This window comes from Pseudomonas nitroreducens (assembly GCF_024170165.1).
Taxonomy (GTDB): Bacteria; Pseudomonadota; Gammaproteobacteria; order Pseudomonadales; family Pseudomonadaceae; genus Pseudomonas; species Pseudomonas nitroreducens_C.
On sequence record NZ_JALJXP010000008.1, the window covers coordinates 65,184 to 90,893 of the forward strand.

Consider the following 25,710-nt stretch of genomic DNA (forward strand, 5'->3'; position numbering starts at 1 on the left):
GCCTTCGTGGTAGGGCGAATAACGCCTCGGGCGTTATCCGCCGCAGTCAATGCGAGGGAGCAGGTCCGGCGGATAAAGCGTGCCGCTTTATGCGCCCTGCGGAGTGCGCGCGTAGGGCGCATAACGCCCCAAGCGTTATCCGCCGTCCGCTCCTTCAGTCTTCTGCGAGCTGCAACAGGGTTTCCACCCGCGCCGGGCTGAACGGCGGGCGCGGGGCCGGCGGTTGCCAGCCGAACAGCTGCTTCGCCGCCGCGCCGCACACGCGGCCCTGGCAGGCGCCCATGCCGCAGCGGCTGGCGAGCTTGGCGGCGGTCCAGTCCGCTTTGCCGGCCAGCGCCGAGTAGGGCACGTCTTCGCAGCGGCAGATCAGGGTGTCCAGCTGGGCCAGCTGGTTCAGCCGCGGGTCGAGGGCGAAGTCCTGTTTGAGTGCAACGGCGAAGCCCTGCCAGCGCTGGCGCTGCGCCCAGAACTCGCGCGCGCGCTCATGCTCACCGACGGCGGCGTGGCCGGCGATGCGACCTTCCACCAGGGCTTTTTCCGAGCCGCCAAAGCCGGTGCATTCGCCCGCTGCATAGATGCCATCGCGGCTGCTCGCCTGCCAGGCATCGACGCGGATCGCGCCGTCGTCCACCGCGCAGCCCAGCGCCTGGCCGAGTTGCACATTGGGGATCAGGCCGAAGCCGCAGGCCAGGCGATCGCAGGCGATCTCCTTCAGCTTGCCACCCTGGCGGATGCGTACGCCTTCCAGGTGATCGCTACCCAGGGCGGCGACCACATGGCTGTCGGCGCGGTAGGCCGGGTCATACAGGCCAAAGGACTGCAGCAGCTTGTTCGGCCAGCGCGGCAGCTTCAGGGCGAAACGTGCGAGCGCCGGCCAGGGCGCCTGTTCGGCGATGCGCAGGATCTTCGCACCGTTGGCGCGTGCAGTGGCGGCGCTGGCGAGCAGCAGCGGGCCGCTGCCGGCGATCACCACGCGTTGCCCATCCACCGGCATACCGCCTTTGACCAGCGCCTGCAGGCCACCCGCACCGGTGACGCCGGGCAGCGTCCAGCCGGGGAAGGGCAGCAACAGCTCGCGCGCGCCGGTGCAGAGGATCAGCTTGCGGTAGTCCAGGCGCCAGCCGCGCTCGAAATCTTCCAGCAGCAGGCCGCGCTCGCCTGCCAGCGCGACCACGCGCGTGCCGTTGTGAGTCCTGATATTGGCGCAGGCAGCCACTTGCTCGCGTAGCTCGGTGGCGGCACGCGGCAGGTGCGCGTTGGGGCCGTCGCGCCAGATCTGCCCGCCGGGCAGCGGGTTGTCGTCGAGGATGACGATGCTCGCGCCGCTGGGCGCGGCGGCGAGGGCGGCGGACAGCCCGGCCGGGCCGGCGCCGATGATGACGATATCGGCCGCAGCGTTCATGGGCGGGTCTCCACCTGCATGCCGTCGCGGCACAGGGTCTGGCAGGCCAGGCGACGCTGGCCGTCGATGCTCACCCGGCATTCCTGGCAGACGCCCATGCCGCACAAGGGGGCGCGGCGCTGGCCGCTGACCGAGGTGCGCGTGGTGCCGTCACCGCCCAGGGCGAGCGCGGCGGCGACCGTGGTGCCGGCGGCGACCCGCAGCGGGCGGCCGTCGAGGATCAGCTCAGGCATGGGTGTTGACTCCGGGGAAGCGGCGCGGGGAATAGGGTTCGGCCGGCAGCGGCAACGGCTCATCACACAACTGCGCGGCGAGCAGGTCGGCGGTGCCCGGCGCGGTGGTCACGCCGAGGCCCTCGTGGCCGACTGCCAGCCACAGACCGGGGCGCTGCGGGTGTTCGCCCACCAGCGGCATACCGTCCGGGCTGGCGGCGCGGAATCCGGCCCAGCTGCGGATCACGTTGAGGTTGGCCAGGCCGGGCATGTAGTCCACGGCGCGACGCAGCATCTTCGCCAGCATCCAGCCTTCCACTTGCGGGTCGGTGGTGCCGAACTGCCGCGAGGCACCGATGAACAGCTGGCCGGTGGGGCGCGGCTGGATGTTGCAGGCCACCGAGGGGCCGCTGGCGTTGTGCGCGCTGGTCACGTAGCCCAGTTCGACCAGGGTGCGGCGCACCTTGCCGGGGTAGCGGTCGGTGATCAGCAGGTGGCCTTTCTTCGGTTCGATGGGCAGGCCGGGGCACAGCTCGCCGGCCTGGATGCCGTTGGCCAGCACCACGGCCCTGGCGCTCAGCCACTGGCCGTTGTCGAGGCGCACGCGGGGTTCGTCGATCTCCACCACCTTGGCCTGACGCTGGCGGATCGGTTTCAGCGCCGATTCCAGCAGCCAGGCGGCGGCGCGCGGTGCGTAGAGAATGCCGTCGCCGGTGATCTCCAGCCCGCCATGCAGGTCCTTGCGCAGCTCGGGTTCTTCCTGCTGCAGCTCGGCGCTGTTCAGCAGTTTCGCAGCGACGCCGTGTTCGCGCAGTACGGCGAATTTTCGTTCGGCTTCGGCCATCTCTTCGTCATTGGCGGCCAGCCACATCGTGCCGTTGCTGCGGTAGGCGCACTCGGCGGGCATGTCGTGGCCCCACTCGCGCCAGCGTTGCAGCGAGTAGTTGCTCAGCGCCAGCTCGGCGGCGTTGTCGTCGAGCACCAGCAGGTGGCCCATGCCGACGGCGGTGGCGCCGGGCAGGCGCGCGTCCAGCACCAGCACGTCGAGCCCGCGGCGGGCGAGGGCGTGGGCGCAGGCGGCGCCGACTATGCCCGCGCCGATGACGATGATGTCCGCATCGCTCACGGGCGGATGCCCCAGGCGAAGGGATCGTCCTCTTCCAGCAGCAGGGTGGCCTCGGCGCTGACGTTGGCGCGCCCACGGATGGTCGGGATGATGCGGCCCTCGGAGGGTTCTCCGATCCACTCGAAGCGCCCTTCGAACTGGCTGCCGATCACGCTGGCCTGGCGCCAGGCGTCGCCGGCAGCGAGTTTGCCGTCGGCGGCCAGGCACGCCAGCTTGGCGCTGGTGCCGGTGCCGCAGGGCGAGCGGTCATAGGCCTTGCCGGGGCAGAGTACGTAGTTGCGGCTGTCCGCATCGGGGTCGTCGGCGAACAGTTCGATGTGGTCGATCAGTCCGCCGTCTTCGCCACGGATGCCCTGGTCTTCCAGCGCCTTCTGCACGGCGACGGTGTAGGCGGTCAGCTCGTCGAGGTTGTCGCCGGCGACGCGCAGGCCGTGATCGGCAATCAGGAAGAACCAGTTGCCGCCCCAGGCGATGTCGCCGTGCACCAGTCCATGACCGGGCACTTCCAGCGGAACCTGTTTGCGGTAGCGGTAGGAGGGGACGTTGCGCACGCTCACCGAGCGGTCGTCGTGCAGGGTCGCTTCGACGGTGCCCACCGGCGTCTCGATCTTGTGCGTGCCGGGGCCGATGCGCCCCAGGTGCGCCAGCGAGACCACCAGGCCGATGGTGCCGTGGCCGCACATGCCCAGGTAGCCGGTGTTGTTGAAGAAGATCACCCCGGCGCAGGCGTCCGGGTCCACCGGTTCGCAGAGCAACGCGCCGACCAGCACGTCGCTGCCGCGCGGCTCCAGCACGGTCGCGGCGCGCCAGCTGTCGTGCTGTTCGGCCAGCAGCGCGCGGCGCTCGGCCATGCTGCCCTTGCCCAGATCGGGAAAGCCGTCGAGCACCAGGCGAGTGGGTTCGCCGCCGGTGTGGGAATCGAGAACCTGGATGCGTTTCATGCTGCCCCCTGAGGTGGTCTTGTGATTGACCCTAGGGTGGCGCGGGGCGGGGATTGCAGCTTGAGGGTTTTCCGCCGGGCCGATGATGAAATCGGCACAGCGGGTCTTTTACCTAACTCGGCGTCGGCCGGTTCGGCAGGTGCTCGTAGAGCGTGCGGCAGACGCCGTTGATATGCTCTTCGAGCAGACGCGCGGCGCGGTCGGCATCGCCGGCGCGGCAGGCGTCGAGGATGTCGTGGTGCTCGTGGTCGGCGCGTTCCTTGCCGTCGGACATGCTCATCTGCAGGCGCAGGTAGCGTTCCACCTTGTCGTGGATCGAGCGGATCAGCCCGACCAGGTACGGCCGCTGCGCCGGCTCGTAGAGGCAGGCGTGCAGCTCCCAGTTCAGCTCGGCCCAGCGGCCGATGTCATCCTCGCCGACGAACTCGGCACAGATGCTCTCGGCGCGGGCGAAGGTCTGCGCGCTCATGTTGGGGATCGCCAGACGCAGCGCCTGGACTTCCAGCACCACGCGCACCTCGAACATCTGCGCCAGTTCCGGCTCGGAAATCTTCGTCACCAGCGCGCCCTTGTTGCGCTGGAACTCCACCAGGCCCTCGGCTTCCAGGCGCTTGAGCGCCTCGCGCACGGGGATCTTGCTGACGTTGAAGATCTGCGCGATGTCGTCCTGGCGGATCGGCTCGTGTTCCGCCATCTGGCCGGAAATGATCGCCTCGCGCAGGTGCTTGGCGATGGTCTCCGAGGCGGAGGGGACGATACCCAGGTTGGGGGCGTTGCGTAGCGGCACGATGCAGTCCGGTCAGGTGGCGGTTGTCGGATATGGTATACGAAATCCCTGTGATGCAGTGAAGCACCGGCAAGCGGTCATCGCAATGGCTGAGTCGGTGCATTTGCACACGCAATGCGCGTGCCGGGGAATCAGTGGCGGCGTTCGACGATATAGCGGGCGAGGGCGCGCAGCGGCTCGGCGTTGTCGCCGAAGCCTTCCAGTGCGGCCAGCGCCTGATCGCGCAGGGCCAGGGCGTAGGCCTTGGCGGCGTCGAGACCGAGCAGGGCGGGGTAGGTCGGCTTGTCGTGCGCCTGGTCCTTGCCCTGGGTCTTGCCCAGGGTGGCGGTGTCGCTTTCGACGTCGAGGATGTCGTCCTGCACCTGGAACGCCAGGCCCACGGCCTCGGCATAGCGGCGCAGGGCCTCCAGGGCGGTGGCGTCGGCGCGGCCGCTGGCCAGGGCGCCGAGCTGCACGCTGGCTTCGATCAGCGCGCCGGTCTTGTGCCGGTGCATGGTTTCCAGCGCCGCCTGGTCGATCTTGCGGCCCACGGATTCCAGGTCGATGGCCTGGCCGCCGACCATGCCGGCGGAACCGGCGGCGCGGGTCAGGGCCAGCAGCATGTCCAGGCGGGTCTGGGCATCCTGCGGATTGAGTCGGACGTTACCGATCACCTCGAACGCCAGCGCCTGCAGGCCGTCGCCGGCGAGGATCGCGCAGGCTTCGTCGAAGGCGATGTGGGTGGTCGGCTGGCCGCGGCGCAGGTCGTCGTCGTCCATGGCCGGGAGGTCGTCGTGCACCAGGGAATAGGCGTGGATCAGCTCTACCGCACAGGCCGCGCCATCGGCGCGTTCGGCCTCGCCACCCAGGGCTTCGCAGGCAGCGTAGGCCAGCAGCGGGCGCACGCGCTTGCCGCCGTTGACCACGCTGTAGCGCATGGCGGCGTAGATGCGGGTGAGTTCTTCACGGGGGGCGACGAAGAGTTTTTCCAGCGCAGCATCGACACGCGCCGTACAGCGCGCCTGGTACGCGGCGATCATGCGTCTTCGCCTTCCGGATCGAAGGGCGCTTCGCTCAGCTCGCCATCGCGTTCCAGCAGGATCTGCACCTTCTGCTCCGCCTGGGTCAGCGCCGCCTGGCAGTCGCGGGTCAGGCGGATGCCCTGCTCGAAGGCACCCAGCGAGTCCTCCAGCGACAGCTCGCCGCTTTCCAGGCGCTCCACCAGCGTTTGCAGCTCGGCGAGGGACTGTTCGAAGTCGAGGGAAGCTTTCTTGCGGGCCATGCGGACATCTCGGCGGGGGTATTCGGAAACCTCGCGACACTAGCAGAGACGGGCTTTGCGGGCAAATCTTCGGTCGGGCTGCCCGGGGTGCTTGCGGACCGCTGGCCTAGTAGCCACCGTCACGGACGCCCTGGTGCTCCGCCACCACTTTGAGCATGCGCAGCGACTCGAAGGGGGCATCCACCACGAACTGGTTGGCCAGCCAGGACGGCACGCTGCCGCCGGGTTCGCCGCGCATTTCGTAGGTGACCTCGGTGAGTTTCGGGCCCTTGGGAACCATCTGCCAGGTGCCGGAGACGCTGGGCACGCGGATGCGGTCCTTGACCGGCGGGATATAGTCCGGATCGGCCTGCAGGCGGCGGATCATGCCGCCGTCCGGGGTTTCCTCGGTGCTCACCTTCAGCACCAGATCCCGCGGCGCTGCGGGCCAGGGCAGTTTGGTGTCGAGGTAGACCCAGATGGCCGCGTCGCTGTACTTGAGCAGGCTCATCTGCGCGCAGGAATAGAGCCAGGCGCAGGAGACGCGCAGGTTCTCCTGCAGGTGGCCGAGGGTGGCGACGTCGGCTTTCACCAGTGTCACCCCGCGGAAGCTCTTGTAGCGCGAGCCGGGTACATCGCTCAGGTAGACCTGCACGCCGTCCGCATCCTTGGCGAGCTTCCAGTCGCTCGCCTGCGCATGGGCCAGCGGCGGGACTGTCAGCAGCAGGGCGAGCAGGGCGATCGAGGAGCATTTCATGGCAACGGACCGGCGAGGGATCAGCTCGATCTTATGCCTGGCTCGTGACAGTGGCGCATTGGCCGGCGAGCGGTCTGGCGGGGGGATTGCGCAAGCGGCGCGAGGCAAATCGCGGGCATTAAAAAAGCCGGCTTGTGGCCGGCTTTCAGGGGGTGGTCCAACCTTACTTCTGGTAGGGCGGACCGCCTTGATTCTGTGGCAGCGCAGCGAGCTGCGTGCGGGGGCCAGGATGGTAGCAAAGTCGGGACGAAAAGCCTATTCCTGGTCATAAAAAAGCCCCGCGCAGGCGGGGCTTTTCGTGGCGGGGGTCAACCCGCAACCATTACTTGGCCTGGAAGGCGGCGACGGCCTTGTTGATGTAGTCGTGCGCCTGGGCAGTGTCGCCCCAGCCTTCGACCTTCACCCATTTGCCCTTCTCGAGATCCTTGTAGTTCTCGAAGAAGTGCTTGATCTGCTCCAGCAGCAGGGCGGGCAGGTCGGTGTATTCCTTCACGTCGTGGTACAGCACGCTCAGCTTGTCGTGCGGCACGGCGATCAGCTTGGCGTCGCCGCCGGCTTCGTCGCTCATGTTCAGCACGCCAACCGGACGGGCGCGGATCACGGAGCCCGGAGCGACCGGATACGGAGTCACCACCAGCACGTCCAGGGGGTCACCGTCGTCGGCCAGGGTGTTCGGAATGAAACCGTAGTTGGCCGGGTAGAACATCGGGGTGGCCATGAAACGGTCGACGAACAGGCAGTCGGTGTCCTTGTCGATCTCGTACTTGATCGGCGCGTGGTTGGCCGGGATCTCGATGGCGACGTAAATGTCGTGCGGCAGGTCTTTGCCAGCCGGGATGCTGCTGTAGCTCATGGACGACTCCAGATAGTGGTCGGGCCGAAAAAGTGCGGCGGATTATAGGCAGATTGCCGTGTCCAAGCCACAGACATCGCCTAGTGCGCCTGAGTTTCCTGATATTCGGGGTGATCGGCCTGCAGCTTGTGCAGACGCGCGAGCGGATCTTGCCGGTAGAACAGCGAAAGCTGTTCATAGACTTTGGGATAGGCCGCCTGAAGGAGGTCCGGAGCGGTAAAGAAGTACTCGCTGGTGACGGCGAAGAACTCCGCCGGATTCTCGGCCGCGTACGGGTCGATGGCGGTGTGCGCCTGCGGGTCGCGGTCGAGCTGTCGGTTCAGGTCGTCGTAGGCGGCCTGCATGGCCGCGGCCCAGTCGGCGACGCGCATGTCGCGGTGCAGCGGCGGCATGCCGTTGGCATCGCCATTGAGCATGTCGAGCTTGTGTGCCAGTTCGTGGATCACCAGGTTGTAGGCATCCCAGCCACCGCCGCTTTCCACGCCGGGCCAGGCGAGGATCACCGGACCCTGCAACGAGGTCTCACCGGCGCGCTCGTCGTCGAATTCGTGCATGACACCCGCCGGGTCGCGGTGCTTCTGCGGGCTGACGAAGTCGTCGGGGTAAAGGACCAGTTCGTGGAAGCCGCCGTACCAGTTCAGGTCCGGCAGGTGCAGCAGCGGCAGCTCGGCCTGGGTGGCCAGGAGCAGGCGGCGGTAGTCGTCCAGTTCGATGCCCGGCAGTGGCGAGAGGCGCTTGTCGCGCAGGAACAGCAGGGCCCGCTCACCGAGTCGCTGCAGGTCTTCTTCGCTCAGGCCGTCAAGAATCGGCAGGTGCCGGCGCACCTGCGCCCACAGCTCGGCGTCGAGCGGATAGCGGGCGAGGAAGCGCCGGCGGCGCCAGGCGCTGAACGACCACATGGGGGATCAGCGCTCGTTGGTTTGGGCCTTGGCCGACGGGCGCAGCTTGTGGCGGACGAAGCCGATCACCATGGGCAGCAGGGAGAAGGCAATGATGCCGATGATCATGAACGAGAGGTTTTGCTTGATGAAGGGCACGTTGCCGAAGAAGAAGCCCAGGGTCACCAGGCCGCCGACCCAGGCGATGCTGCCGGCGACACTGAAGAACACGAAGCGCGCGTAGGGCATGTAGGCCATGCCGGCGACGAAGGGCGCGAAGGTCCGCACGATGGGCAGGAAGCGCGCCAGGGTCACGGTCTTGCCGCCGTGGCGTTCGTAGAAGGCGTGGGTCTGGTCGAGGTAGTCGCGGCGGAAAATCTTCGAGTCCGGGTTGCTGAACAGGCGTTTGCCCAGCGTTCGGCCGATCACGTAGTTGGTGCTGTCACCGGTGATCGCTGCGACCAGCAGCAGGCTGCCGAGCATCCACGGGTCCATGCCGCCGGTGGCGCAGATGGCCCCGGCGATGAAGAGCAGGGAGTCGCCCGGCAGGAAGGGCGTCACCACCAGGCCGGTTTCGCAGAAGATCACCAGGAAGAGGATGGCGTAGATCCAGGTGCCATAGTTGGCTACCGCCAGCGACAGGTAGGTGTCGAGGTGGAGAATCAGGTCGATCGGGTTGAATTCCATGAGAAGCCTGTCTGACAACAAGGTGAACGGCCGGGCCGCCCATTATAAGGCGCGGCCGGGCTGCCGGGAGAGCGCTCCGTCGAATCCTGCGACGGAGGTCCGCGGGAGGATATTACAGCTTCTGCGTGAAAATCCTGTCGCTGTGAGCGCGGCAACGCCTTGTGACAAATGCCGGGGCAGTGCCCCCGGGCTTGTCAGAGCAGGCTCGCCTGCCAGCTCAGCAGGCTCGTCTGGGCCTGAGGCGAAAGCGCGGCCCCGTGCTGATCGCGGGTCGCCGGCAACTGCTCGGCCAGCGGATGCGCGGCGACTTCGCGGGTATTCATCGCGCTTTCCAGACGGGCCTCGGCGATCAGTTGCTGAAGACGACCGCTGCGGCGCAGGGTGCGCAGGCCGCGGTCGAGGCTGGCGGCCAGGGCTTCGCCTTCGGCGCGCTTCTTGGGCACCAGCACGTAGAGCGGCTTGACCTCCAGCGGCGGGTCGACGAACTCCAGTTGCTCGCGCAGCGCCGGGGCGTTCTGGCTGAGCAGCTGGTAGCCGGTGTAGCGGTCCACCACGGCCAGGTCGATGCGCCCGCGCAGGAGCTTTTCCAGGTTCTGCCAGTCGCTGCTGACCACGTCCTTGTTGAGGAAGTCGGCGGCGTCGAAGCCTTCCTGGTTGACGTAGCCGCGCACCACGCCGATGCGGTAGGGGCGCAGGCTGTCGAGGTCGCGTGGGTTGATCGGCAGGGCGCGGTCGCGGCGGCGGAAGAAACCGAGCTGGGAGTCCAGCAGCGGCATCGAGGTGTAGAAGTCCTGGCTGCGGTCGGGTGACAGGTAGGCCGGCATCAGTGCATCGAAGCGGCCTTCGCGGGTTTCGTTGAGGGCCCGTTGCCAGGGCAGGAAGACCAGCTCGGCCTTGTCGCCGTTGAGCGCCAGGGCTTCGCTGAGGATGCGGCTGGCCAGCCCGTTGCCCGGCAGGTCGCTGCCGACGTAGGGCGCCCATTCCAGGGTGGCGACACGCAAGGTCTGAGCCTGGACGCTGGCGCCCAGGATGGCGAGACAGAGACTGGCGGTGCGCAGAACAAGCAGGGAAATACGCATGGGATCCCTTCATGCGGAGGCCGCGGTGATTCCGCTGATTGCACTCTAATGCGCCGGGCCCGCCGATGCCAGCGGGCCGCCCCGCACCTTGGGCGGGATCCTCAGTTGAGGTCGTCGCTGATCGGCAATATGTAGTTCTTGAACTCGCTGTCCTCGCGGAAACCGATGGACTCGTAGACTTTCTGCGCTACTTCGTTGTTGACGCTGGTGGACACGCGCATGCGCACGGCCTGGGTCTCGCGGGCCATCTGCCGGGCGGTCTGCAGCAGGTGGTCGGCGACCAGTTGGCGGCGCGCTTCTTCGGCGACGTAGATGTCGTTGAGGATCCACACGCGCTTGAGCGATAGCGAGGAGTAGCTCGGGTAGAGCTGGCAGAAGCCCATCAGCTTGCTGTCGTCGTCATCCGGCAGGGCCAGGTAGATCACCGATTCCTTGCGGCGCAGGCGCTTCTCGAGGAACTTCCGCGAGGACTCGGGGTAGGGGAGCATGCCGTAGAACTCGCGGTATTTGACGAACAGCGGCGCGAGCAGATCGAGGTGGTCGAGCGTGGCTTGCACGATGCGCATAAGCGGGCCTCGGCGGGAGGTGGGTGGGCTGGTATGGCAATGCAGGGGCTATGCCAGCGGATGGCCATTGGTCCGATGCTGCACCAGAAATTGTTGAAAGCGCAATCCAAGCGAGCGTTTGATCTGGAAGGCTTGGCAGATGGGGCCTAAAGAGCTGTAGGAGCGAGCTTGCTCGCGAACCGCCTCAGCAACGGAGCGGCCGGGAGACACGTTCGCGAGCAAGCTCGCTCCTACAAAAGAGCAGTACGCAGCGGCCGGGAGTTCAGGTCAGCAGGAAATTCGCCCCTGGCCCGCCGCCCTCCAGGGTCGGCAGCTCCGCCTCGTCCTTCAGGTTTACCCCCGACAGCTGCCGGCGGCAGGCCTCGCGCATCAGGTACAGCAAGCGGTGAGTGGCGAGGCCGTAGCTGAGGCCTTCCAGGCGCACGTTGGAGATGCAGTTGCGGTAGGCGTCGTTCAGACCGACCTTCGGTGCCCAGGTGAAGTACAGGCCCAGGCTGTCCGGCGATGACAGGCCGGGGCGTTCGCCGATCAGGATCACCACCATCTTCGCCCGCAGCAGCTCGGCGACTTCATCGGCCACGGCAACCCGTCCCTGTTGCACCAGCGCGACCGGCGACAGGCTCCAGCCTTCGTTGCGCGCCTGTTCTTCCATGCGTTCGAGGAAGGGCAGGCTGTGACGCTGCACGGCCAGCGACGAGAGGCCGTCGGCGATCACCACGGCGAGGTCGTAGCCCTGGGGATGGCGGTCGGCGTGGCGGCGCAGGATGTCCGCCGATGCCGCGTTCAGCCGGCGGCCCAGATCGGGACGTTGCAGATAGGTGTCGCGGTCGGCGGCGGCGCTGTGCAGCAGCAAAGTGTCGCGGCCGCGTTCGGCCAGTTGTTCGGCGAGGCCGTCGCGGTCGAAGGGCAGATGCACGGCGTCGCGCGCCTGGGCGTGGGCGAACTGGAAGTCCAGCTGCGCGCCGGTCGGCAGGCTGGTGCCGGCGCGGCCCAGGGCGATACGCGCGGAGGTCAGGCGGCGCAATTCCTGCCAGGGGTTGGGGGTGAAGCTGTCGCTCATCGAAGACTCCTCAACTCAGGACAGTTGCGCCAGCGCGTGGCGGAACGCGCCGGGCAGTTGACCGGCCATCTGCACGCGGCCGTCCTGCTGGCGGAGGATTTCCATGCGCTCCAGCCACGTCTCGAACTCCGGCGCCGGCCGCAGGCCCAGCGTCTGGCGCGCGTAGAGCGCGTCGTGGAAGGAGGTGGTCTGGTAGTTGAGCATCACGTCGTCGGAGCCGGGGATGCCCATGATGAAGTTGATGCCGGCCACGCCGAGCAGGGTCAGGAGCATGTCCATGTCGTCCTGGTCGGCCTCGGCGTGGTTGGTGTAGCAGATGTCGCAACCCATGGGCACGCCGAGCAGCTTGGCGCAGAAATGGTCTTCCAGGCCGGCGCGGATGATCTGCTTGCCGTTGTACAGGTACTCGGGGCCGATGAAGCCGACCACGGTGTTCACCAGGAACGGCTTGAAGTGCCGCGCCACCGCGTAGGCGCGGGTCTCGCAGGTCTGCTGGTCGACGCCGTGGTGGGCATTGGCCGACAGCGCGCTGCCCTGGCCGGTCTCGAAGTACATCAGGTTCTCGCCCAGCGTGCCGCGCTTCTGCGACAGCCCGGCCTCGTAGCCTTCCCGGAGAATCGACAGGTTCACGCCGAAACTCGCGTTGGCCGCCTCGGTGCCGGCGATGGACTGGAACACCAGGTCCAGCGGCGCGCCGCGGTTGATCGCCTCGATGGAGCTGGTGACGTGGGTGAGCACGCAGGACTGGGTGGGAATCTCGTAGCGCTGGATGATCGCGTCGAGCATCTCCAGCAGGGTGCAGATCGATTGCAGGCTGTCGGTGGCCGGGTTGATGCCGAGCATGGCGTCGCCGTTGCCGTAGAGCAGGCCGTCGAGCACGCTGGCGGCGATGCCGGCCGGGTGGTCCGTCGGGTGGTTGGGCTGCAGCCGGGTGGACATGCGCCCGCGCAGCCCCATGGTGTTGCGGAAGCGGGTGACCACGCGGATCTTCTGCGCGACCAGCACCAGGTCCTGCACGCGCATGATCTTCGACACTGCCGCGGCCATCTCCGGCGTCAGCCCGGGAGCAAGGGCGCGCAGGCTGGTTTCGTCGGCGGCATCGCCGAGCAGCCAGTCGCGCAGGCCGCCTACCGTGAGGTGGCTGACCGGGGCGAAGGCCTGGCGGTCGTGGCTGTCGATGATCAGCCGGGTGACCTCGTCGCTCTCGTAGGGGATCAGCGCCTCGTCGAGGAAGTGCTTGAGCGGGATGTCGGCCAGCGCCATCTGCGCGGCGACGCGCTCGGCATCGCTGCCGGCGGCGACCCCCGCGAGGCGGTCGCCGGAGCGCGCCGGGCTGGCCTTGGCCATCACCTCGCGCAGGCTGTCGAAGCGCCAGGTCTGGCCACCGACGCTGTGGACGAATCCGGACATGGCGCTACTCCTCAGCCCTGGCTGGCGAACGATGCGTCGGTGCCGCGGTTGAGGCTGATGACGATGCTGCAGAGGGAGCAGCCGCCGATCATCAGCACCAGGAACACCGAGGCGATGACGCTGTTGAACCAGAGCATGGCGGCCAGGCACACCAGCGCCAGCACCAGCGCGATGGCCGGCACCACCGGGTAGCCTGGCGCGCGGAAGCTGCGCTCCAGGTCCGGCTCGCTGCGGCGCAGCTTGAACAGGCTGAACATGCTCATGATGTACATGACGATGGCGCCGAACACGCTCATGGTGATCATCGCCGCGGTCAGGGTCATGCCCTGCAGGCTGATCAGGCCGTCGCTGAAGATCGCCGCGATGCCCACGGCGCCGCCGGCGAGGATGGCGCGGTGCGGGGTCTGGAAGCGCGACAGCCTGGCCAGGCCGCGGGGCAGGAAGCCGGCGCGGGCGAGGGCGAAGAACTGCCGCGAGTAGCCCAGGATGATGCCGTGGAAGCTCGCCACCAGGCCGAACAGGCCGATCCACACCAGCATGTGCATCCAGGTCGAGTTGTTGCCCACCACGGCTTTCATCGCCTGCGGCAGCGGGTCGTTGATGTTCGACAGGGCGCGCCAGTCGCCCACGCCGCCGGCGAAGATCATCACGCCGATGGCCAGGGTCACCAGGGTCAGGATGCCGGCGATGTAGGCACGCGGGATGGTGCGTTTCGGATCCTTGGCTTCTTCGGCGGCCATGGCCGCACCCTCGATGGCGAGGAAGAACCAGATGGCGAACGGGATCGCGGCGAAGATGCCGGCCATGGCGGTGGAGCCGAACACGTCGGAGCCGGCCCAGCCATTGAGCACGAAGTTGCTGAAGCTGAAGCCCGGTGCGACCACGCCCATGAACACCAGCAACTCGGCCACCGCCAGCACGGTCACCACCAGCTCGAAGGTGGCGGCGATGCTCACGCCAAGGATGTTCAGGGTCATGAAGATCACGTAAGCGCCGGTGGCTGCCCACCGCGGATCGAGGCCGGGGAACTGCACGTTGAGGTAGGCGCCGATGGCCATGGCGATGGCCGGCGGGGCGAAGACGAATTCGATCAGGGTGGCGATGCCGGCGATCATCCCGCCGGTCTTGCCGAACGCCCGCAGGCTGTAGGCGAAGGGGCCGCCGGCGTGGGGGATGGCGGTGGTCAGCTCGGTGTAGCTGAAGATGAAGCAGGTATACATCACCGCCACGATCAGCGTAGTGACGAGGAAGCCCAGGGTGCCGGCGGCGGCCCAGCCGTAGCTCCAGCCGAAGTACTCGCCGGAGATCACCAGGCCCACGGCGAGCCCCCAGAGGTGCAGGGTGCCAAGCGTTGGTTTGAGTTGTGATGCGCTCATTGTTGTTATTCCTCTCTCCGCAAGGGATAGGCCGCAAGGGGCGGGCCGCAGGGGCATGGACGGATAGCCGAGCCCCGATGGTAGTGGCGCACTGCCGCGCAAGACTTGACCGCTGGAACCGGCTTTCGCCGTGCAGGGTCAACTGGTTGTTACCCATCGCCCCACCGTGCGCACGGTGCCCGCTTCTGGTGCCCGAAATTGCCTGCCCGCCCCGTGCTGTGGCAGCTGCAGGTCAGGCGTAGCGCGGTGTTCGGCTGATTGGACAAGAGCTGGACGAGGCACGGGATTTGCTTCGTTTATGGGTTCGAAGTGCCTCATAACAAGATCGGTAACCGACATGAGCCAGCCTCTGTTTTCCCCGTCCGGCCTGAGCCTGCCCCTGGCCAGCAACATCGGCGTGCTGTCCGCCGCCGCCAGCGGCCTGGGTCGCTTCATCGGCGACCAGGGCGGCGATATCGACCGCGTCTTCGGCCGCGCCGGCATCGATCCGGAGCGCCTGCTGCATCCGACCCTGAGCCTGGCGCTGACCAACTATTGCCAGGTGCTGGAAGAGGCCGCTCGGCAGTCGGGTTGCGACAACTTCGGCCTGCGCTACGGCGAGCAGTTCCGCCCCCGCGAGCTGGGCCTGCTGGGCTACGTCGGGCTGTGCTCGGAGACCCTGGAAGAGGCGCTGAAGAACTTCGCCGCGGCCTTCCCCTATCACCAGCACGACACCCTGATCCGCCTGGTGGATTGCGGCGAGTGCTATCGCTTCGACTACCAGGTGCGCCATGGCGCGATCCTCGACCGCCGGCAGGACGCCGAGCTGACCTTGGGGATGGCGCTGAACCTGATGCGCCACGCGCTCGGCCCCGAGTGGGCGCCGCGCGCAGTGAGCTTCGAGCACGCGCGGCCGGAAGGCTGGCAGGAACACGGTCGGGTGTTCGACGCGCCGGTGCTGTTCCAGCGCGGCTGCAATTCGATGCTGATTCCCAAGCGCGACCTCTACGGCCGGCAGATGCCCGAGCGCGACGCCAACCTGCTGTTCCTGGTGCAGGACGTGATCCGTCGCCTGGGTGAGCAGAGTGGTGCGCCGAATCTGGTGGAGGATGCCGGCACGCAGATTCGCCTGGCGCTGGCGGATGGCGAGCCATCGCTGGAGATCATCGCCGAGCAGCTGGAACTCACCACCGCCGGCCTGCAACGGCGCCTGCGCGAGGCCGGGCTGAGCTTCAGCCAGTTGGTCGAAAACACCCGTCGCGAGCTGGCGCTGCACTACCTGCGGCAGCCGCAGCGGCCGATCTCCGAGCTGGCGCCGTTGCTCGGGTATTCCGAGACCAGCGCGTTCTCCCGCGCCTTCCGCCGCTGGTTCGGCGTGAGCCCGCGGCAGTGGCGTAGCGACGCCAGCTGAACCGTGCTTCGTGGGGCGCCGGCTATGCCGGCGGCCTGCGTACGGATCGCGGGCGTGGCCCGCTCCTACAGGTCCGTGCGATGTTCAAACCTTGGGTAGGAGCGGACTCCGTCCGCGATGGTCTGTCCTCTCACCGTGCGCCGCAGGTTTCTCCCGGGCATAAAAAAGCGCGGCCCGTGGGCCGCGCAAAGATCGATTCGGGGGAGGCCGCCCGGCGCGAGCCGGGCGGGTGGATCAGAACAAACTCAGAAGAAGCCCAGCGGGTTGATGTCGTAGCTCACCAGCAGGTTCTTGGTCTGCTGGTAGTGGTCAAGCATCATCTTGTGGGTCTCGCGGCCCACGCCGGATTTCTTGTAGCCGCCGAACGCGGCGTGCGCCGGGTACAGGTGATAGCAGTTGGTCCACACGCGGCCGGCCTTGATGCCACGGCCCATGCGGTAGGCGCGGTTGATGTCGCGGGTCCAGACGCCCGCGCCCAGGCCGTACTCGGTGTCGTTGGCGATCGCCAGTGCCTCGGCCTCGTCCTTGAAGGTGGTGACGCCTACTACCGGCCCGAAGATTTCCTCCTGGAACACGCGCATCTGGTTGCTGCCCTTGAGCAGCGTCGGCTGGATGTAATAGCCGGTGGAGAGGTTGCCTTCGAGTTTCTCGACCTTGCCGCCGACCAGCACCTGCGCACCTTCCTGCTGGGCGATGTCGAGGTAGGAAAGGATCTTCTCGTACTGCTGCTGCGAGGCCTGGGCGCCGACCATGGTGTCGGTGTCCAGCGGGTCGCCGCGCTTGATGGCCTTCACCTTCTTCATCACCACGTCCATGAACTGCGGGTAGATGGACTCCTGCACCAGCGCGCGGGACGGGCAGGTGCACACCTCGCCCTGGTTGAAGAAGGCCAGCACCAGGCCTTCGGCGGCCTTCTCGATGAAGGTCGGCTCGGCCTGCATGATGTCTTCGAAGTAGATGTTCGGGCTCTTGCCGCCCAGCTCCACGGTGGACGGAATGATGTTCTCGGCGGCGCACTTGAGGATGTGCGAGCCCACCGGCGTGGAGCCGGTGAAGGCGATCTTGGCGATGCGCTTGCTGGTGGCCAGAGCTTCACCGGCCTCTTTACCAAAGCCCTGGACGACGTTGAGCACGCCCTTGGGCAGCAGATCGCCGATCAGCTCCATCAGCACGCAGATGCCCAGCGGGGTCTGCTCGGCCGGCTTGAGCACGATGCAGTTGCCGGCGGCCAGGGCCGGGGCGAGTTTCCACGCCGCCATCAGCAGCGGGAAGTTCCACGGGATGATCTGCCCGACCACGCCCAGCGGCTCGTGGATGTGGTACGCGACGGTGCTGTCGTTGATCTCGGCGGCGCTGCCCTCCTGCGCGCGGATGCAACCGGCGAAGTAGCGGAAGTGGTCGGCGGCCAGCGGGATGTCGGCGTTGAGGGTTTCGCGGACCGGTTTGCCGTTGTCCCAGGTTTCGGTGACGGCCAGCAGCTCCAGGTTCTGTTCGATGCGGTCGGCGATCTTCAGCAGCACCAGCGAGCGGTCCTGCACCGAGGTGCGGCCCCAGGCATCGGCAGCGGCGTGGGCGGCGTCCAGCGCCTTGTCGATGTCCTCGGCGGTGGAACGGGGGAATTCGGCGATGGGCTGGCCATTCACCGGCGAGGTGTTGGTGAAGTACTGACCCTTCACCGGCGGGACGAATTCGCCGCCGATGTAGTTGCCGTAGCGCGCCTTGAACGAAACGATGGCGCCTTCGCTACCGGGATGGGCATAACGCATGGTCGGATCTCCTGGGTCTTGTGCTTGTTGGGGAGGACGTTGAACAAGCGTAGAGCAAGGGCCGGGCCATGCCAGTGAAAGGCGCGCCGTACATGGCCTGGACGGCTGCCTGCCGATGCCCCGGAAAGGGCGCTGTTGCGCCTGCGGTACAGTGCTTCGTGACACTTTGTCCCGTATTCGTGACAGTCGTGACCTGACGGTCGGCCGAACGTTGCATTGGGCTGGCGCGTGGGGGATGCTGTCCTGCGTTCTGCTGAATTGTCCTACAGGATTCGACAGAGCCTCGGGGCTGCCTCCCCGACCCCAAGCGGAGAACAACAAGAATGCGCGCCAACGATTTGAGCCGCCACGCCCGCCAGGTCATGACCGTGGCCGAGGGCAAGGCCCGCGCCGGAGCCCCCGGCGCCGACCCGTCGATCGCCCGCTCCTGGATGCGCTGCCTGGAGCAGTACCACCTCGACCCGGCGCAGCCCATGGCGCCAGCCGTGCTGGAGCACGCGCGCATGCTCGAAGTCCGCGAGCGCCATCGCCAGGTGCTGGAGATCGCCAGCGGCGAGATGAACAGTCTGCACCAGCAACTGTCCGGCGCCGGCCATGCGGTGCTGCTCACCGATTCCCGCGGGGTGATCCTCAACTGCGTCAGCGAAGCCGCCGAACGGCGCACCTTCGAACTGGCCGGGCTGTGGCTCGGCGCCGACTGGAGCGAGGCCCGCGAAGGCACCAACGGCATCGGCACCTGCCTGGTGGAGCGGCAGGCGCTGACCATCCACCAGGATGAACATTTTCGCAGCCGCCACACCGGCCTGACCTGCTCGGCCAGCCCGGTGTTCGACCCGCAGGGCGAACTGCTGGCGGTGCTCGACGTTTCCTCCGCGCGTCGCGACGTGTCGCGGCAGAGCCAGTTCCACACCATGGCGCTGGTCAACCTGTCGGCCAAGGCCATCGAGAGCTGCTACTTCCTGCGCCATTTCGAGGACCAGTGGCTGCTGCGCTTCCACCTGCAACCGGACGGCCTCGGGCTGTTCAGCGAAGGCCTGCTGGCCTTCGGCGGCGACGGGCGCATCCGTGCCGCCAACCAGAGTGCCATCAACCTGCTCGGCAGTCGCCGGGAAAGCCTGATCGGCCGCTCGCTGGAGCAGTTCTTCGATTGCCGCCTGGACGACCTGTTCAGTCGCGCCGACCCGCATCCCAACGCCAGCTGGCCGCTGCGCACCCACGCCGGGCGCACCCTGTATGCGCTGCTGCGCGGCAAGCGGCCCATCGCCGCCGCGCCGGTCCTGCCGCGCGCGCCGCTGGCGAAAGGCTTGTGCATCGACGACCCGCAACTGGCCCACGATTTCCGCCGTGCGCTGAAGGTCTACGCCCACGACGTGCCGCTGCTGCTGCAGGGCGAGACCGGCACCGGCAAGGAGGCTTTCGCCCGCGCCGTACACCTGGGCGGCGAGCGCGCCGGCAAGAGTTTCGTCGCGCTGAACTGCGCGGCGATTCCCGAGACCCTGATCGAGAGCGAGCTGTTCGGCTATCGCGGCGGCAGCTTCACCGGCGCGCGCAAGGAAGGCATGCGCGGCAAGCTGCAGCAGGCCGATGGCGGCACGCTGTTCCTCGACGAGATCGGCGACATGCCGCTGGCGCTGCAGACCCGCCTGCTGCGCGTGCTGGAAGAGCGCCAGGTGGTGCCCATCGGCGGTGAGCCGCAGGATGTGGATATCCGCCTGATCAGCGCCAGCCACCGCGATCTGGAAGCACTGGTCACCGCCGGGCAGTTCCGCGAAGACCTCTATTACCGCCTCAACGGCCTGGTGGTCGCGTTGCCGCCGCTGCGCGAGCGCGAAGACCGTGGCGCGCTGCTCGATCACTTGCTGGCCGAGGAGAGCAAGGGCCGCAGCGTGCGCCTGGACGACGACGTGCGCCGGCACCTGCTGGACTTCCCCTGGCCGGGCAACGTGCGCCAGCTGCGCAACGTGCTGCGCACGCTCTGTGCGCTGTGCGATGGCGGACGCATCCAGATGGCCGACCTGCCGCCGGACCTGCGCCGCGCGCCGGCTCCTCCTGCGACTCGCGCCGTCATGGCCGAGGAGGGCGGCGATGCCCTCGGCGCGGCCGAGCGCAAGGCGCTGCTGGAGGTGCTCGAAGTGCATCACTGGCATGTCAGCCGGGTCGCGCAGCACCTGGGCATCAGCCGCAATACGCTGTACCGCAAGCTCAATCGCCACGGCCTGAGCAGGAAGAGCCTTTCGTAGGAGCAACTGTCTTTCTCTGAAAGCCCGTACCTGGGCTTTCCCTCTCCCTAACCCTGGCTGCGCGCCCCGCTCGGAAGGGAGAGGGGACTGTATGGTGCCAGCTGAAACCATGGCATCAGTCGGCACGAACTGCTCCCTCTCCCTTCAGCGAGAGGGCAGGGGAGAGGGTATTGGCCCTGGCACCGAGGCATGTCCTGGAAACCGAGATTCCTCCACTTGTCCGCGCATTCCCGCTGGCATTTCAGCTCGAACGGGAACCGCCTCCCCACCTCGTCGTCTGATGCCCCGGCGGCGGGCCGCGCGGGGGCGCGCTATGCTACTCTGCCGCCCATTCGAAGCGCCTTCAAAGGCTTGATTGCAGGAGTCTGCATGCATATCCACATCCTCGGCATCTGCGGCACCTTCATGGGGTCGCTGGCCGTCCTGGCCAAGGAACTGGGCCACCACGTGACCGGCTCCGACGCCAACGTCTACCCGCCCATGAGCACCCAGCTGCAGGCCCAGGGCATCGAGCTGATGCAGGGCTACGATCCCGCGCACCTGGAGCCGGCTCCGGACCTGGTGGTGGTCGGCAACGCGCTGTCGCGCGGCAACCCGGCAGTGGAGTACGTGCTGAACAAGGGCCTGCCCTATGTCTCCGGCCCGCAGTGGCTGGCCGATCACGTGCTGCAGGGCCGCTGGGTCCTGGCGGCCGCCGGCACCCACGGCAAGACCACCACCAGCAGCATGCTGGCCTGGGTGCTGGAGCACGCGGGCATGAGCCCGGGCTTCCTGATCGGCGGTGTGCCGCAGAACTTCGGCGTCTCCGCGCGGCTGGGCGGCACCCCGTTCTTCGTGGTCGAGGCTGACGAGTACGACAGCGCCTTCTTCGACAAGCGCTCCAAGTTCGTCCACTACCACCCGCGCACCGCGATCCTGAACAACCTGGAATTCGACCACGCGGACATCTTCCCCGACCTCGCGGCCATCGAGCGGCAGTTCCACCACCTGGTGCGGACCATCCCCGGTGAAGGCCTGGTCATCCACCCCACTTCCGAGACCGCGCTCAAGCGCGTGATCGACATGGGCTGCTGGACCCCGGTACAGACCACCGGTGAAGGCGGCCAGTGGCAGGCGCGCCTGCTCAGCGAAGACGGCTCGCACTTCGAGGTGCTGTTCGACGGCAAGGCCCAGGGCACCGTGGACTGGGAGCTGACCGGCCAGCACAACGTCGCCAACGCCCTGGCCTGCCTCGCGGCGGCCCGCCATGTCGGCGTGGTGCCGGAGCTGGGTTGCGCTGCGCTGTCGGCCTTCAAGAGCGTCAAGCGGCGCATGGAGAAGGTCGCCGAGGTCAAAGGCGTGACCCTCTTTGACGACTTCGCCCACCACCCGACGGCCATCGCCACCACCCTCGACGGCCTGCGCAAGCGCGTTGGCACAGCGAAGGTGATCGCCGTGGTCGAGCCGCGTTCCAACTCGATGAAGCTCGGCGCCCACCGCGATGGCCTGCCGGAGTCCGTGGTGCAGGCTGACCACGTGTTCTGGTACGCGCCGCCGAACCTCGGCTGGGACCTGGCTGCCACCGTCGCCAGCTCCACCGTGCCCACGCAAGTGTGCGATTCGCTGGAAGCCATCATCGCGGGCGTGAAAGCCATCGCTACGCCGGGCACCCAGGTGGTGGTCATGAGCAACGGCGGATTCGGCGGCCTGCACGGCAAGCTGGCCCAGGCGCTGGAGGGCTGAGCATGGCCGGAGCCGAACGCGTCACCCTCGCCATGACCGGCGCCTCGGGCGCCCAGTACGGCCTGCGCCTGCTCGACTGCCTGGTGCAGGAAGACCGCGAGGTGCACTTCCTGATCTCCAAGGCCGCGCAACTGGTGATGGCCACCGAGACCGACGTGACCCTGCCGGGCAAGCCGCAGGCGATGCAGGCTTTCCTCAGCGAATACACCGGCGCCGCGCCGGGGCAGATTCGTGTCTACGGCAAGGAGGACTGGATGGCCCCGGTGGCCTCCGGCTCCGGCGCGCCCAGTGCGATGGTGGTGGTGCCCTGCTCGACGGGGACGCTCTCGGCCATCGCCACCGGCGCCTGCAACAACCTCATCGAACGCGCCGCCGACGTGGCACTGAAGGAGCGCCGCCAGCTGATCCTGGTGCCGCGCGAGGCGCCGTTCTCCAGCATCCACCTGGAGAACATGCTCAAGCTGTCCAACATGGGCGCGGTGATCCTGCCGGCCGCTCCGGGCTTCTATCACCAGCCGCAGACAGTCGACGACCTGATCGACTTCGTCGTCGCGCGCATCCTCAATCAGCTGGGCATTCCCCAGGACATGCTGCCGCGCTGGGGCGAACACCATCTTGTCAGTGACGAATAAACTCCTCGCCGCCCTGCTGCTCTTGCAACTGGGCGGTTGCGCCACCGTGAACACCCTCAACGACAGCCGCCCCGGCGATCCGCTGATCTATGCCGGCACCCGGCTGGACTGGTATTCGCTCAATGGCGGCTGCTGTCCGAAGGATCACTTCGGCACCGACGCGCCGGCCTACCCCGGCCTCGACCTGCCCGGCAGCGCGCTGCTGGATACCCTGCTGCTGCCACTGTCGCTTGCCGCGGAACTGGGCATCGGCCTGCAGGTGTGGGGCGGGAACTAGTCGCTCCCGCCCATCGCAGCAACGCCTCCCCCTGTAGGAGCGGGCCACGCCCGCGATCGCGGACCAGGTCCGCGCTCACATGCGTGCATGTTGTTGACCGGCTGGATGGGCATTCCCCTGCAAGGGCGCCTGTTGGCGCCTTCGCGGGCATGGCCCGCTCCGACAGGGTGTTCCAGTGGGCGGCAGGGGGGTTACTTGCCGAGCTTGCGCAGTTCGTCCGACTCGACGACGCGCACGCCCTTGCCCGGTTCCAGGGCCAGGCGCCAGAGCGCGCGGGCCAGGGCGATGGCTTCGATGCCGTGCAGCTTGCCCGGCAGGATGCGCGAGAAGGGCGCGGCGAGTAGTTCGGCCAGGCGGACTTCCTCGCGCTGGCCCAGCAGCAATGACGGCCGTGCGATGGTCAGTTGCTGCCAGCCTTGCTGGCGCAGGGCATCTTCCAGTTCGCCCTTGGTCCGGCTGTAGAAGATCGACGACTGGCTGTCCGCGCCCAGCGCGCTGACCACGATGTAGTGCCGCGCGCCCAGGGCCAGGCCGCGCTCGCCCAGGGCCAGCGGCAGGTCGAAGTCGACACTGCGGAAGGCCTCCTCGGAGCCGGCTTCCTTGAGCGTGGTGCCCAGGCAGCAGAACACCGTATCCACCGGCTGGAGCAGGTGGGGGATGAGTTCCGCCAGCGGGCCGATGGGATTGTCCAGACGTGGGTGCTCCGCCAGCTTCCTTCGGGCCGGGGCGATGACGCGCTTGACCGTGGGCTCGTTGAGCATGCGGTCGAGCAGATGCTCACCGGTCAGGCCGGTGGCGCCAGCTAGCAGGATATTCGTCGGTTTCGAGTACATCTGTGTTTCCCCTCTGACACACTTTCCAGCTTAGTTGCCGCCCTGTCGTTTTGCCTGCGCATCGCCATTGCCGAGCGCCAGCTCGCCGTGCGACTGCTGCGCGCGCAGGGCCTGCCAGCGAGTAATGACCGCCTCCGGCGCCCAGAGTTGCGGCTCCGACGGCTCGAATTCTTCCTCCTTCTCGCGCTTGGCCACGGTAGCGCTGGCCTGCTTGAAGGCCAGCTTGAGGTCGTCGGTCTGCTGGAATGCCTTGGCGAACAGTGCATCGCCGAAGTAGGTGAAATCGGCTTCCTCGGAGCAGCCGAAGGACACCCGGTCACTGCGCGCGGCGGTCATGATCAGGGTCTTGTCGTCCTTGAGTGCGGGGATGAAGCCGCCGCTGAAGCAGGCGGAAATCACCAGCACCTTGTAGCGGTCCTTCAGCGGGGCGAGCAGCGTGGCCAGTTCGCTGGCCGGCAGGTCGTCGAGCTTCAGGCCCGGCATGTCCAGCACCAGCTGGTGGTCGTGGGAGCCGTGGCTGGTCAGGTAGATGAACACCAGGTCTTCCGGACCGCTGCGCTCGGCGAGGGTGCGCAGGGTTCGGGCGAGGGTTTCGCGGGTGGCCATCGGGCGGTCGGCGAGGTGGTCGCGGTGGTTCACCAGGCGTACCACGCCGCGCGCGCCGAAGCGCTCGCCGAGCAGGTTGGCGACGTAGTCGGCCTCGCGCAGGAACACGCTCTGCTTGCCGTCGCCGCCCAGGCTGACGCCGTAGAGCTCGATCGCCGGAGTGGATTGGGGGATGGCGGCCAGCGCCTGGTCGAGCAGCGCACCCTGTTCCAGCAGCCCCACCTCCAGCGGATTGGGCAGCAGCTTGCCGGCGGCGTCCTGGCGCAGCTGGCCGGCGCTCCAGGTGCCTTTCTGCACACTGCCGTCATGGCGGGTGAGGGTGCCGGCGCCGGAGTATTCGCCACGGGCGAAGCCACCGCTGTAGGTCTGGCCGTCGGCCTTGCTCAGGGTGCCCTGGCCGTCGAAACGCCAGAAACGGAAGTCGCCCTTGTAGCGGCTGCCATCGGTGCCGATGAACTCACCCGGCCCGCTCAGTGCGCCGGCCTTGAAGCGACCGGACCAGACATCGCCGTCGGCGTTCTGGAAGCGCCCGTTGCCGTCGAACTGGTCGTTGCGGAACTCGCCGGCATACTGGTCACCCGCGTCGTCGCGGAAGATGCCCTTGCCTTCGAGCACGCCGTTCTTGAACGGGCCGCTGTACTGGTTGCCGAGGCTGTCGCGGCGGGCGCCTTCACCGTTGGCCTCGCCCCTGGCGAAGTAGCCCTGGTGACGGGTGCCGTCGGCCAGTTCGAGGCTGCCGGTGCCTTCGTAACGACCCTTGCGGAAGCCGCCGCTGTAGGTGGTGCCGTTCTGGGAAAGCCGCCCTTCGCCGTCGAATTCGCCGCGCTTGAACTGGCCCTCGTAGAAGCTGCCGTCAGCGTACTGCAGGCGGCCGAGACCCTCGAAAAGGCCGTCGTGGAACTCGCCTTCATAGCTCGTGCCGTTGCCGTCGTTCCACTTGCCCTGGCCACTCTGCAGGCCCTTGTCGAAGCCGCCCTCGTACCAGGCGCCGTTGCTGTAATCCAGCCGGCCCGGGCCCTGCAGTTGGCCGTTCACTAAATCGCCACGGTAGCGTGCGCCATCGGGCAGGCGGGCGTCCGGAGGCGTCAGCGGTTCGCCTTCGCCACAGGCGGCGAGCAGCAAGGCGAGGCTCAAGGACAGGAGTTGGCGTGGCATCGGGGCTCTCGAATCGACGGTGGGGCGCAGAGTGAGTGTGACGTAAAAAAGCCCGCGGTCGCGGGCTTTTTTCTCAGACGCGCGTTGCACGTCGATGACGAGCCGTCAGACGAAGCACAGGCTCAGGGATTCGGCGATGTAGGCCGGCTTGGGCAGGCCCTCGATCTCCAGGGTGCAGCGGGCCTTGATCAGCCACTGGCCGGGGTTCTTCTCGGTGATGTCGGTGATGGTCACCTGCAGACGCACGCGCGAATCCACCGGTACCGGCTGGATGAAGCGCACGCTGTCCAGGCCGTAGTTGACCACCATCTTGGGGTTCTCCGGCAGGACCAGCAGGCCCTCGCAGAGCTTGGGGATCAGCGACAGCGACAGGAAACCGTGGGCGATGGTGCCGCCGAAGGGTGTCTTCTTCGCCTTCTCCGGGTCGACGTGGATGAACTGGTGGTCCTCGGTGCACTCGGCGAACTGGTTGATGCGCTGTTGATCGACGGTGATCCACTGCGAATGTCCCAGGTCCTTGCCGATGTAATCCTTCAGTGCGCTAACGGGTACGAATGCCATGTTTCCTCCGGGGATATCGTTGTTCTTCTAGTGCGGCCTGCGTAAGAGTCCGCCAACAGATCAGCATGGGGTCCGCGGCCGGTCAAGCCGCAGCGGCATTCATGCTTTGGGCGAATGCCGAGCCATAGCGGTCGCCGGGCGGGCATAATGGCGC

Annotated in this window: 25 protein-coding genes; 5 read left to right on the plus strand and 20 right to left on the minus strand. The window is 67.4% G+C overall.

The features are described from left to right. Positions 1-154: 154 nt before the first annotated feature. The 16 genes from J2T47_RS17165 to eat form a co-directional block, all read right to left on the minus strand. Complete coding sequence (locus J2T47_RS17165; RefSeq protein WP_253449189.1) at positions 155-1,402, minus strand: NAD(P)/FAD-dependent oxidoreductase; 1,248 nt, start codon at positions 1,400-1,402, stop codon at positions 155-157. Further along, positions 1,399-1,635, minus strand: a complete 237-nt coding sequence (locus J2T47_RS17170) for a 2Fe-2S iron-sulfur cluster-binding protein (protein WP_081517234.1) — start codon at positions 1,633-1,635, stop codon at positions 1,399-1,401. Before J2T47_RS17170 ends, J2T47_RS17165 begins: the two co-directional genes overlap by 4 nt. Further along, positions 1,628-2,740, minus strand: coding sequence for an NAD(P)/FAD-dependent oxidoreductase (locus tag J2T47_RS17175; RefSeq protein WP_253449191.1), 1,113 nt, complete (start codon positions 2,738-2,740; stop codon positions 1,628-1,630). The genes J2T47_RS17170 and J2T47_RS17175 overlap by 8 nt, the downstream gene beginning before the upstream one ends. Beyond that, positions 2,737-3,681 (minus strand): 4-hydroxyproline epimerase, encoded by a 945-nt coding sequence (locus tag J2T47_RS17180; RefSeq protein WP_253449193.1) that lies wholly within the window; start codon positions 3,679-3,681, stop codon positions 2,737-2,739. Before J2T47_RS17180 ends, J2T47_RS17175 begins: the two co-directional genes overlap by 4 nt. A gap of 112 nt (positions 3,682-3,793) precedes the next feature. After that, positions 3,794-4,468, minus strand: coding sequence for a GntR family transcriptional regulator (locus J2T47_RS17185; protein WP_081517237.1), 675 nt, complete (start codon positions 4,466-4,468; stop codon positions 3,794-3,796). A gap of 131 nt (positions 4,469-4,599) precedes the next feature. Continuing rightward, on the minus strand, positions 4,600-5,487 hold the full coding sequence (gene ispA, locus J2T47_RS17190; RefSeq protein WP_253449195.1) for a (2E,6E)-farnesyl diphosphate synthase: 888 nt from the start codon (positions 5,485-5,487) through the stop codon (positions 4,600-4,602). Continuing rightward, on the minus strand, positions 5,484-5,729 hold the full coding sequence (locus J2T47_RS17195) for an exodeoxyribonuclease VII small subunit (protein ID WP_024764669.1): 246 nt from the start codon (positions 5,727-5,729) through the stop codon (positions 5,484-5,486). The genes ispA and J2T47_RS17195 overlap by 4 nt, the downstream gene beginning before the upstream one ends. Positions 5,730-5,835: 106 nt before the next feature. Beyond that, positions 5,836-6,465: an START domain-containing protein gene (locus J2T47_RS17200; protein WP_253449198.1), complete on the minus strand. Its 630-nt coding sequence runs from the start codon at positions 6,463-6,465 to the stop codon at positions 5,836-5,838. Positions 6,466-6,787: 322 nt separating this feature from the next. Continuing rightward, complete coding sequence (gene ppa / locus J2T47_RS17205; protein ID WP_253449200.1) at positions 6,788-7,318, minus strand: inorganic diphosphatase; 531 nt, start codon at positions 7,316-7,318, stop codon at positions 6,788-6,790. 80 nt (positions 7,319-7,398) lie between these two features. After that, positions 7,399-8,217 carry a zinc-dependent peptidase gene (locus tag J2T47_RS17210; protein WP_253449203.1) on the minus strand — a complete coding sequence of 273 codons (819 nt, stop codon included), beginning with the start codon at positions 8,215-8,217 and terminating at the stop codon, positions 7,399-7,401. Positions 8,218-8,223: 6 nt separating this feature from the next. Continuing rightward, the gene (locus J2T47_RS17215) at positions 8,224-8,883 is read right to left on the minus strand and encodes a DedA family protein (protein WP_253449206.1); all 660 of its coding nucleotides are present in this window, start codon (positions 8,881-8,883) and stop codon (positions 8,224-8,226) included. Positions 8,884-9,077: 194 nt separating this feature from the next. Next, positions 9,078-9,962 (minus strand): substrate-binding periplasmic protein, encoded by an 885-nt coding sequence (locus tag J2T47_RS17220; protein WP_253449210.1) that lies wholly within the window; start codon positions 9,960-9,962, stop codon positions 9,078-9,080. A 101-nt stretch (positions 9,963-10,063) separates the two neighbouring features. Next, positions 10,064-10,528, minus strand: coding sequence for a GNAT family N-acetyltransferase (locus tag J2T47_RS17225; RefSeq protein ID WP_045217031.1), 465 nt, complete (start codon positions 10,526-10,528; stop codon positions 10,064-10,066). A 262-nt stretch (positions 10,529-10,790) separates the two neighbouring features. Then, the gene (eutC, locus tag J2T47_RS17230) at positions 10,791-11,588 is read right to left on the minus strand and encodes an ethanolamine ammonia-lyase subunit EutC (protein ID WP_253449213.1); all 798 of its coding nucleotides are present in this window, start codon (positions 11,586-11,588) and stop codon (positions 10,791-10,793) included. 15 nt (positions 11,589-11,603) lie between these two features. Further along, the gene (locus tag J2T47_RS17235; protein ID WP_253449216.1) at positions 11,604-12,998 is read right to left on the minus strand and encodes an ethanolamine ammonia-lyase subunit EutB; all 1,395 of its coding nucleotides are present in this window, start codon (positions 12,996-12,998) and stop codon (positions 11,604-11,606) included. A gap of 11 nt (positions 12,999-13,009) precedes the next feature. Then, complete coding sequence (eat, locus tag J2T47_RS17240) at positions 13,010-14,374, minus strand: ethanolamine permease (RefSeq protein WP_253449219.1); 1,365 nt, start codon at positions 14,372-14,374, stop codon at positions 13,010-13,012. Between the two features lie 337 nt (positions 14,375-14,711). Here eat and qhpR point away from each other — a divergent pair, with 337 nt between their 5' ends. Continuing rightward, entirely contained in the window at positions 14,712-15,764 is a 1,053-nt protein-coding gene (gene qhpR / locus J2T47_RS17245) for an AraC-like transcriptional regulator QhpR (RefSeq protein ID WP_253449221.1), read from the plus strand. 245 nt (positions 15,765-16,009) lie between these two features. On the opposite strand, the gene exaC is transcribed toward qhpR, so the two are convergent. Beyond that, complete coding sequence (gene exaC, locus J2T47_RS17250; protein WP_253449223.1) at positions 16,010-17,530, minus strand: acetaldehyde dehydrogenase ExaC; 1,521 nt, start codon at positions 17,528-17,530, stop codon at positions 16,010-16,012. 323 nt (positions 17,531-17,853) lie between these two features. On the opposite strand from exaC, the gene J2T47_RS17255 reads away from it, so the two are divergent. From J2T47_RS17255 to J2T47_RS17270, 4 genes are all read left to right on the plus strand, one after another. Continuing rightward, complete coding sequence (locus tag J2T47_RS17255) at positions 17,854-19,770, plus strand: sigma-54-dependent Fis family transcriptional regulator (protein WP_253449226.1); 1,917 nt, start codon at positions 17,854-17,856, stop codon at positions 19,768-19,770. Positions 19,771-20,139: 369 nt separating this feature from the next. Next, on the plus strand, positions 20,140-21,492 hold the full coding sequence (mpl, locus tag J2T47_RS17260) for a UDP-N-acetylmuramate:L-alanyl-gamma-D-glutamyl-meso-diaminopimelate ligase (RefSeq protein WP_253449228.1): 1,353 nt from the start codon (positions 20,140-20,142) through the stop codon (positions 21,490-21,492). 2 nt (positions 21,493-21,494) lie between these two features. Continuing rightward, a complete protein-coding gene (ubiX, locus tag J2T47_RS17265; RefSeq protein WP_253449230.1) occupies positions 21,495-22,124 on the plus strand; it encodes a flavin prenyltransferase UbiX in 630 nt (209 codons plus the stop codon). After that, complete coding sequence (locus J2T47_RS17270) at positions 22,114-22,401, plus strand: YceK/YidQ family lipoprotein (protein ID WP_253449232.1); 288 nt, start codon at positions 22,114-22,116, stop codon at positions 22,399-22,401. Before ubiX ends, J2T47_RS17270 begins: the two co-directional genes overlap by 11 nt. A gap of 191 nt (positions 22,402-22,592) precedes the next feature. On the opposite strand, the gene J2T47_RS17275 is transcribed toward J2T47_RS17270, so the two are convergent. The 3 genes from J2T47_RS17275 to J2T47_RS17285 form a co-directional block, all read right to left on the minus strand. Continuing rightward, the gene (locus J2T47_RS17275; RefSeq protein WP_253449234.1) at positions 22,593-23,234 is read right to left on the minus strand and encodes an oxidoreductase; all 642 of its coding nucleotides are present in this window, start codon (positions 23,232-23,234) and stop codon (positions 22,593-22,595) included. A gap of 30 nt (positions 23,235-23,264) precedes the next feature. Then, positions 23,265-24,995, minus strand: coding sequence for a C13 family peptidase (locus tag J2T47_RS17280; protein WP_253449237.1), 1,731 nt, complete (start codon positions 24,993-24,995; stop codon positions 23,265-23,267). 105 nt (positions 24,996-25,100) lie between these two features. Continuing rightward, positions 25,101-25,556 (minus strand): MaoC family dehydratase, encoded by a 456-nt coding sequence (locus J2T47_RS17285; protein WP_045217066.1) that lies wholly within the window; start codon positions 25,554-25,556, stop codon positions 25,101-25,103. Positions 25,557-25,710 lie beyond the last annotated feature (154 nt).

Bases quoted from the DNA above. Each gene is read 5' to 3' on its own strand.
- J2T47_RS17165 (WP_253449189.1), bottom strand. From the start codon at position 1,402: ATGAACGCTGCGGCCGATATCGTCATCATCGGCGCCGGCCCGGCCGGG.
- J2T47_RS17170 (WP_081517234.1), bottom strand. From the start codon at position 1,635: ATGCCTGAGCTGATCCTCGACGGCCGCCCGCTGCGGGTCGCCGCCGGC.
- J2T47_RS17180 (WP_253449193.1), bottom strand. From the start codon at position 3,681: ATGAAACGCATCCAGGTTCTCGATTCCCACACCGGCGGCGAACCCACT.
- ispA (WP_253449195.1), bottom strand. From the start codon at position 5,487: ATGATCGCCGCGTACCAGGCGCGCTGTACGGCGCGTGTCGATGCTGCG.
- J2T47_RS17195 (WP_024764669.1), bottom strand. From the start codon at position 5,729: ATGGCCCGCAAGAAAGCTTCCCTCGACTTCGAACAGTCCCTCGCCGAG.
- J2T47_RS17200 (WP_253449198.1), bottom strand. From the start codon at position 6,465: ATGAAATGCTCCTCGATCGCCCTGCTCGCCCTGCTGCTGACAGTCCCG.
- ppa (WP_253449200.1), bottom strand. From the start codon at position 7,318: ATGAGCTACAGCAGCATCCCGGCTGGCAAAGACCTGCCGCACGACATT.
- J2T47_RS17210 (WP_253449203.1), bottom strand. From the start codon at position 8,217: ATGTGGTCGTTCAGCGCCTGGCGCCGCCGGCGCTTCCTCGCCCGCTAT.
- J2T47_RS17215 (WP_253449206.1), bottom strand. From the start codon at position 8,883: ATGGAATTCAACCCGATCGACCTGATTCTCCACCTCGACACCTACCTG.
- J2T47_RS17220 (WP_253449210.1), bottom strand. From the start codon at position 9,962: ATGCGTATTTCCCTGCTTGTTCTGCGCACCGCCAGTCTCTGTCTCGCC.
- J2T47_RS17225 (WP_045217031.1), bottom strand. From the start codon at position 10,528: ATGCGCATCGTGCAAGCCACGCTCGACCACCTCGATCTGCTCGCGCCG.
- eutC (WP_253449213.1), bottom strand. From the start codon at position 11,588: ATGAGCGACAGCTTCACCCCCAACCCCTGGCAGGAATTGCGCCGCCTG.
- J2T47_RS17235 (WP_253449216.1), bottom strand. From the start codon at position 12,998: ATGTCCGGATTCGTCCACAGCGTCGGTGGCCAGACCTGGCGCTTCGAC.
- eat (WP_253449219.1), bottom strand. From the start codon at position 14,374: ATGAGCGCATCACAACTCAAACCAACGCTTGGCACCCTGCACCTCTGG.
- qhpR (WP_253449221.1), top strand. From the start codon at position 14,712: ATGAGCCAGCCTCTGTTTTCCCCGTCCGGCCTGAGCCTGCCCCTGGCC.
- exaC (WP_253449223.1), bottom strand. From the start codon at position 17,530: ATGCGTTATGCCCATCCCGGTAGCGAAGGCGCCATCGTTTCGTTCAAG.
- J2T47_RS17255 (WP_253449226.1), top strand. From the start codon at position 17,854: ATGCGCGCCAACGATTTGAGCCGCCACGCCCGCCAGGTCATGACCGTG.
- mpl (WP_253449228.1), top strand. From the start codon at position 20,140: ATGCATATCCACATCCTCGGCATCTGCGGCACCTTCATGGGGTCGCTG.
- ubiX (WP_253449230.1), top strand. From the start codon at position 21,495: ATGGCCGGAGCCGAACGCGTCACCCTCGCCATGACCGGCGCCTCGGGC.
- J2T47_RS17275 (WP_253449234.1), bottom strand. From the start codon at position 23,234: ATGTACTCGAAACCGACGAATATCCTGCTAGCTGGCGCCACCGGCCTG.
- J2T47_RS17280 (WP_253449237.1), bottom strand. From the start codon at position 24,995: ATGCCACGCCAACTCCTGTCCTTGAGCCTCGCCTTGCTGCTCGCCGCC.
- J2T47_RS17285 (WP_045217066.1), bottom strand. From the start codon at position 25,556: ATGGCATTCGTACCCGTTAGCGCACTGAAGGATTACATCGGCAAGGAC.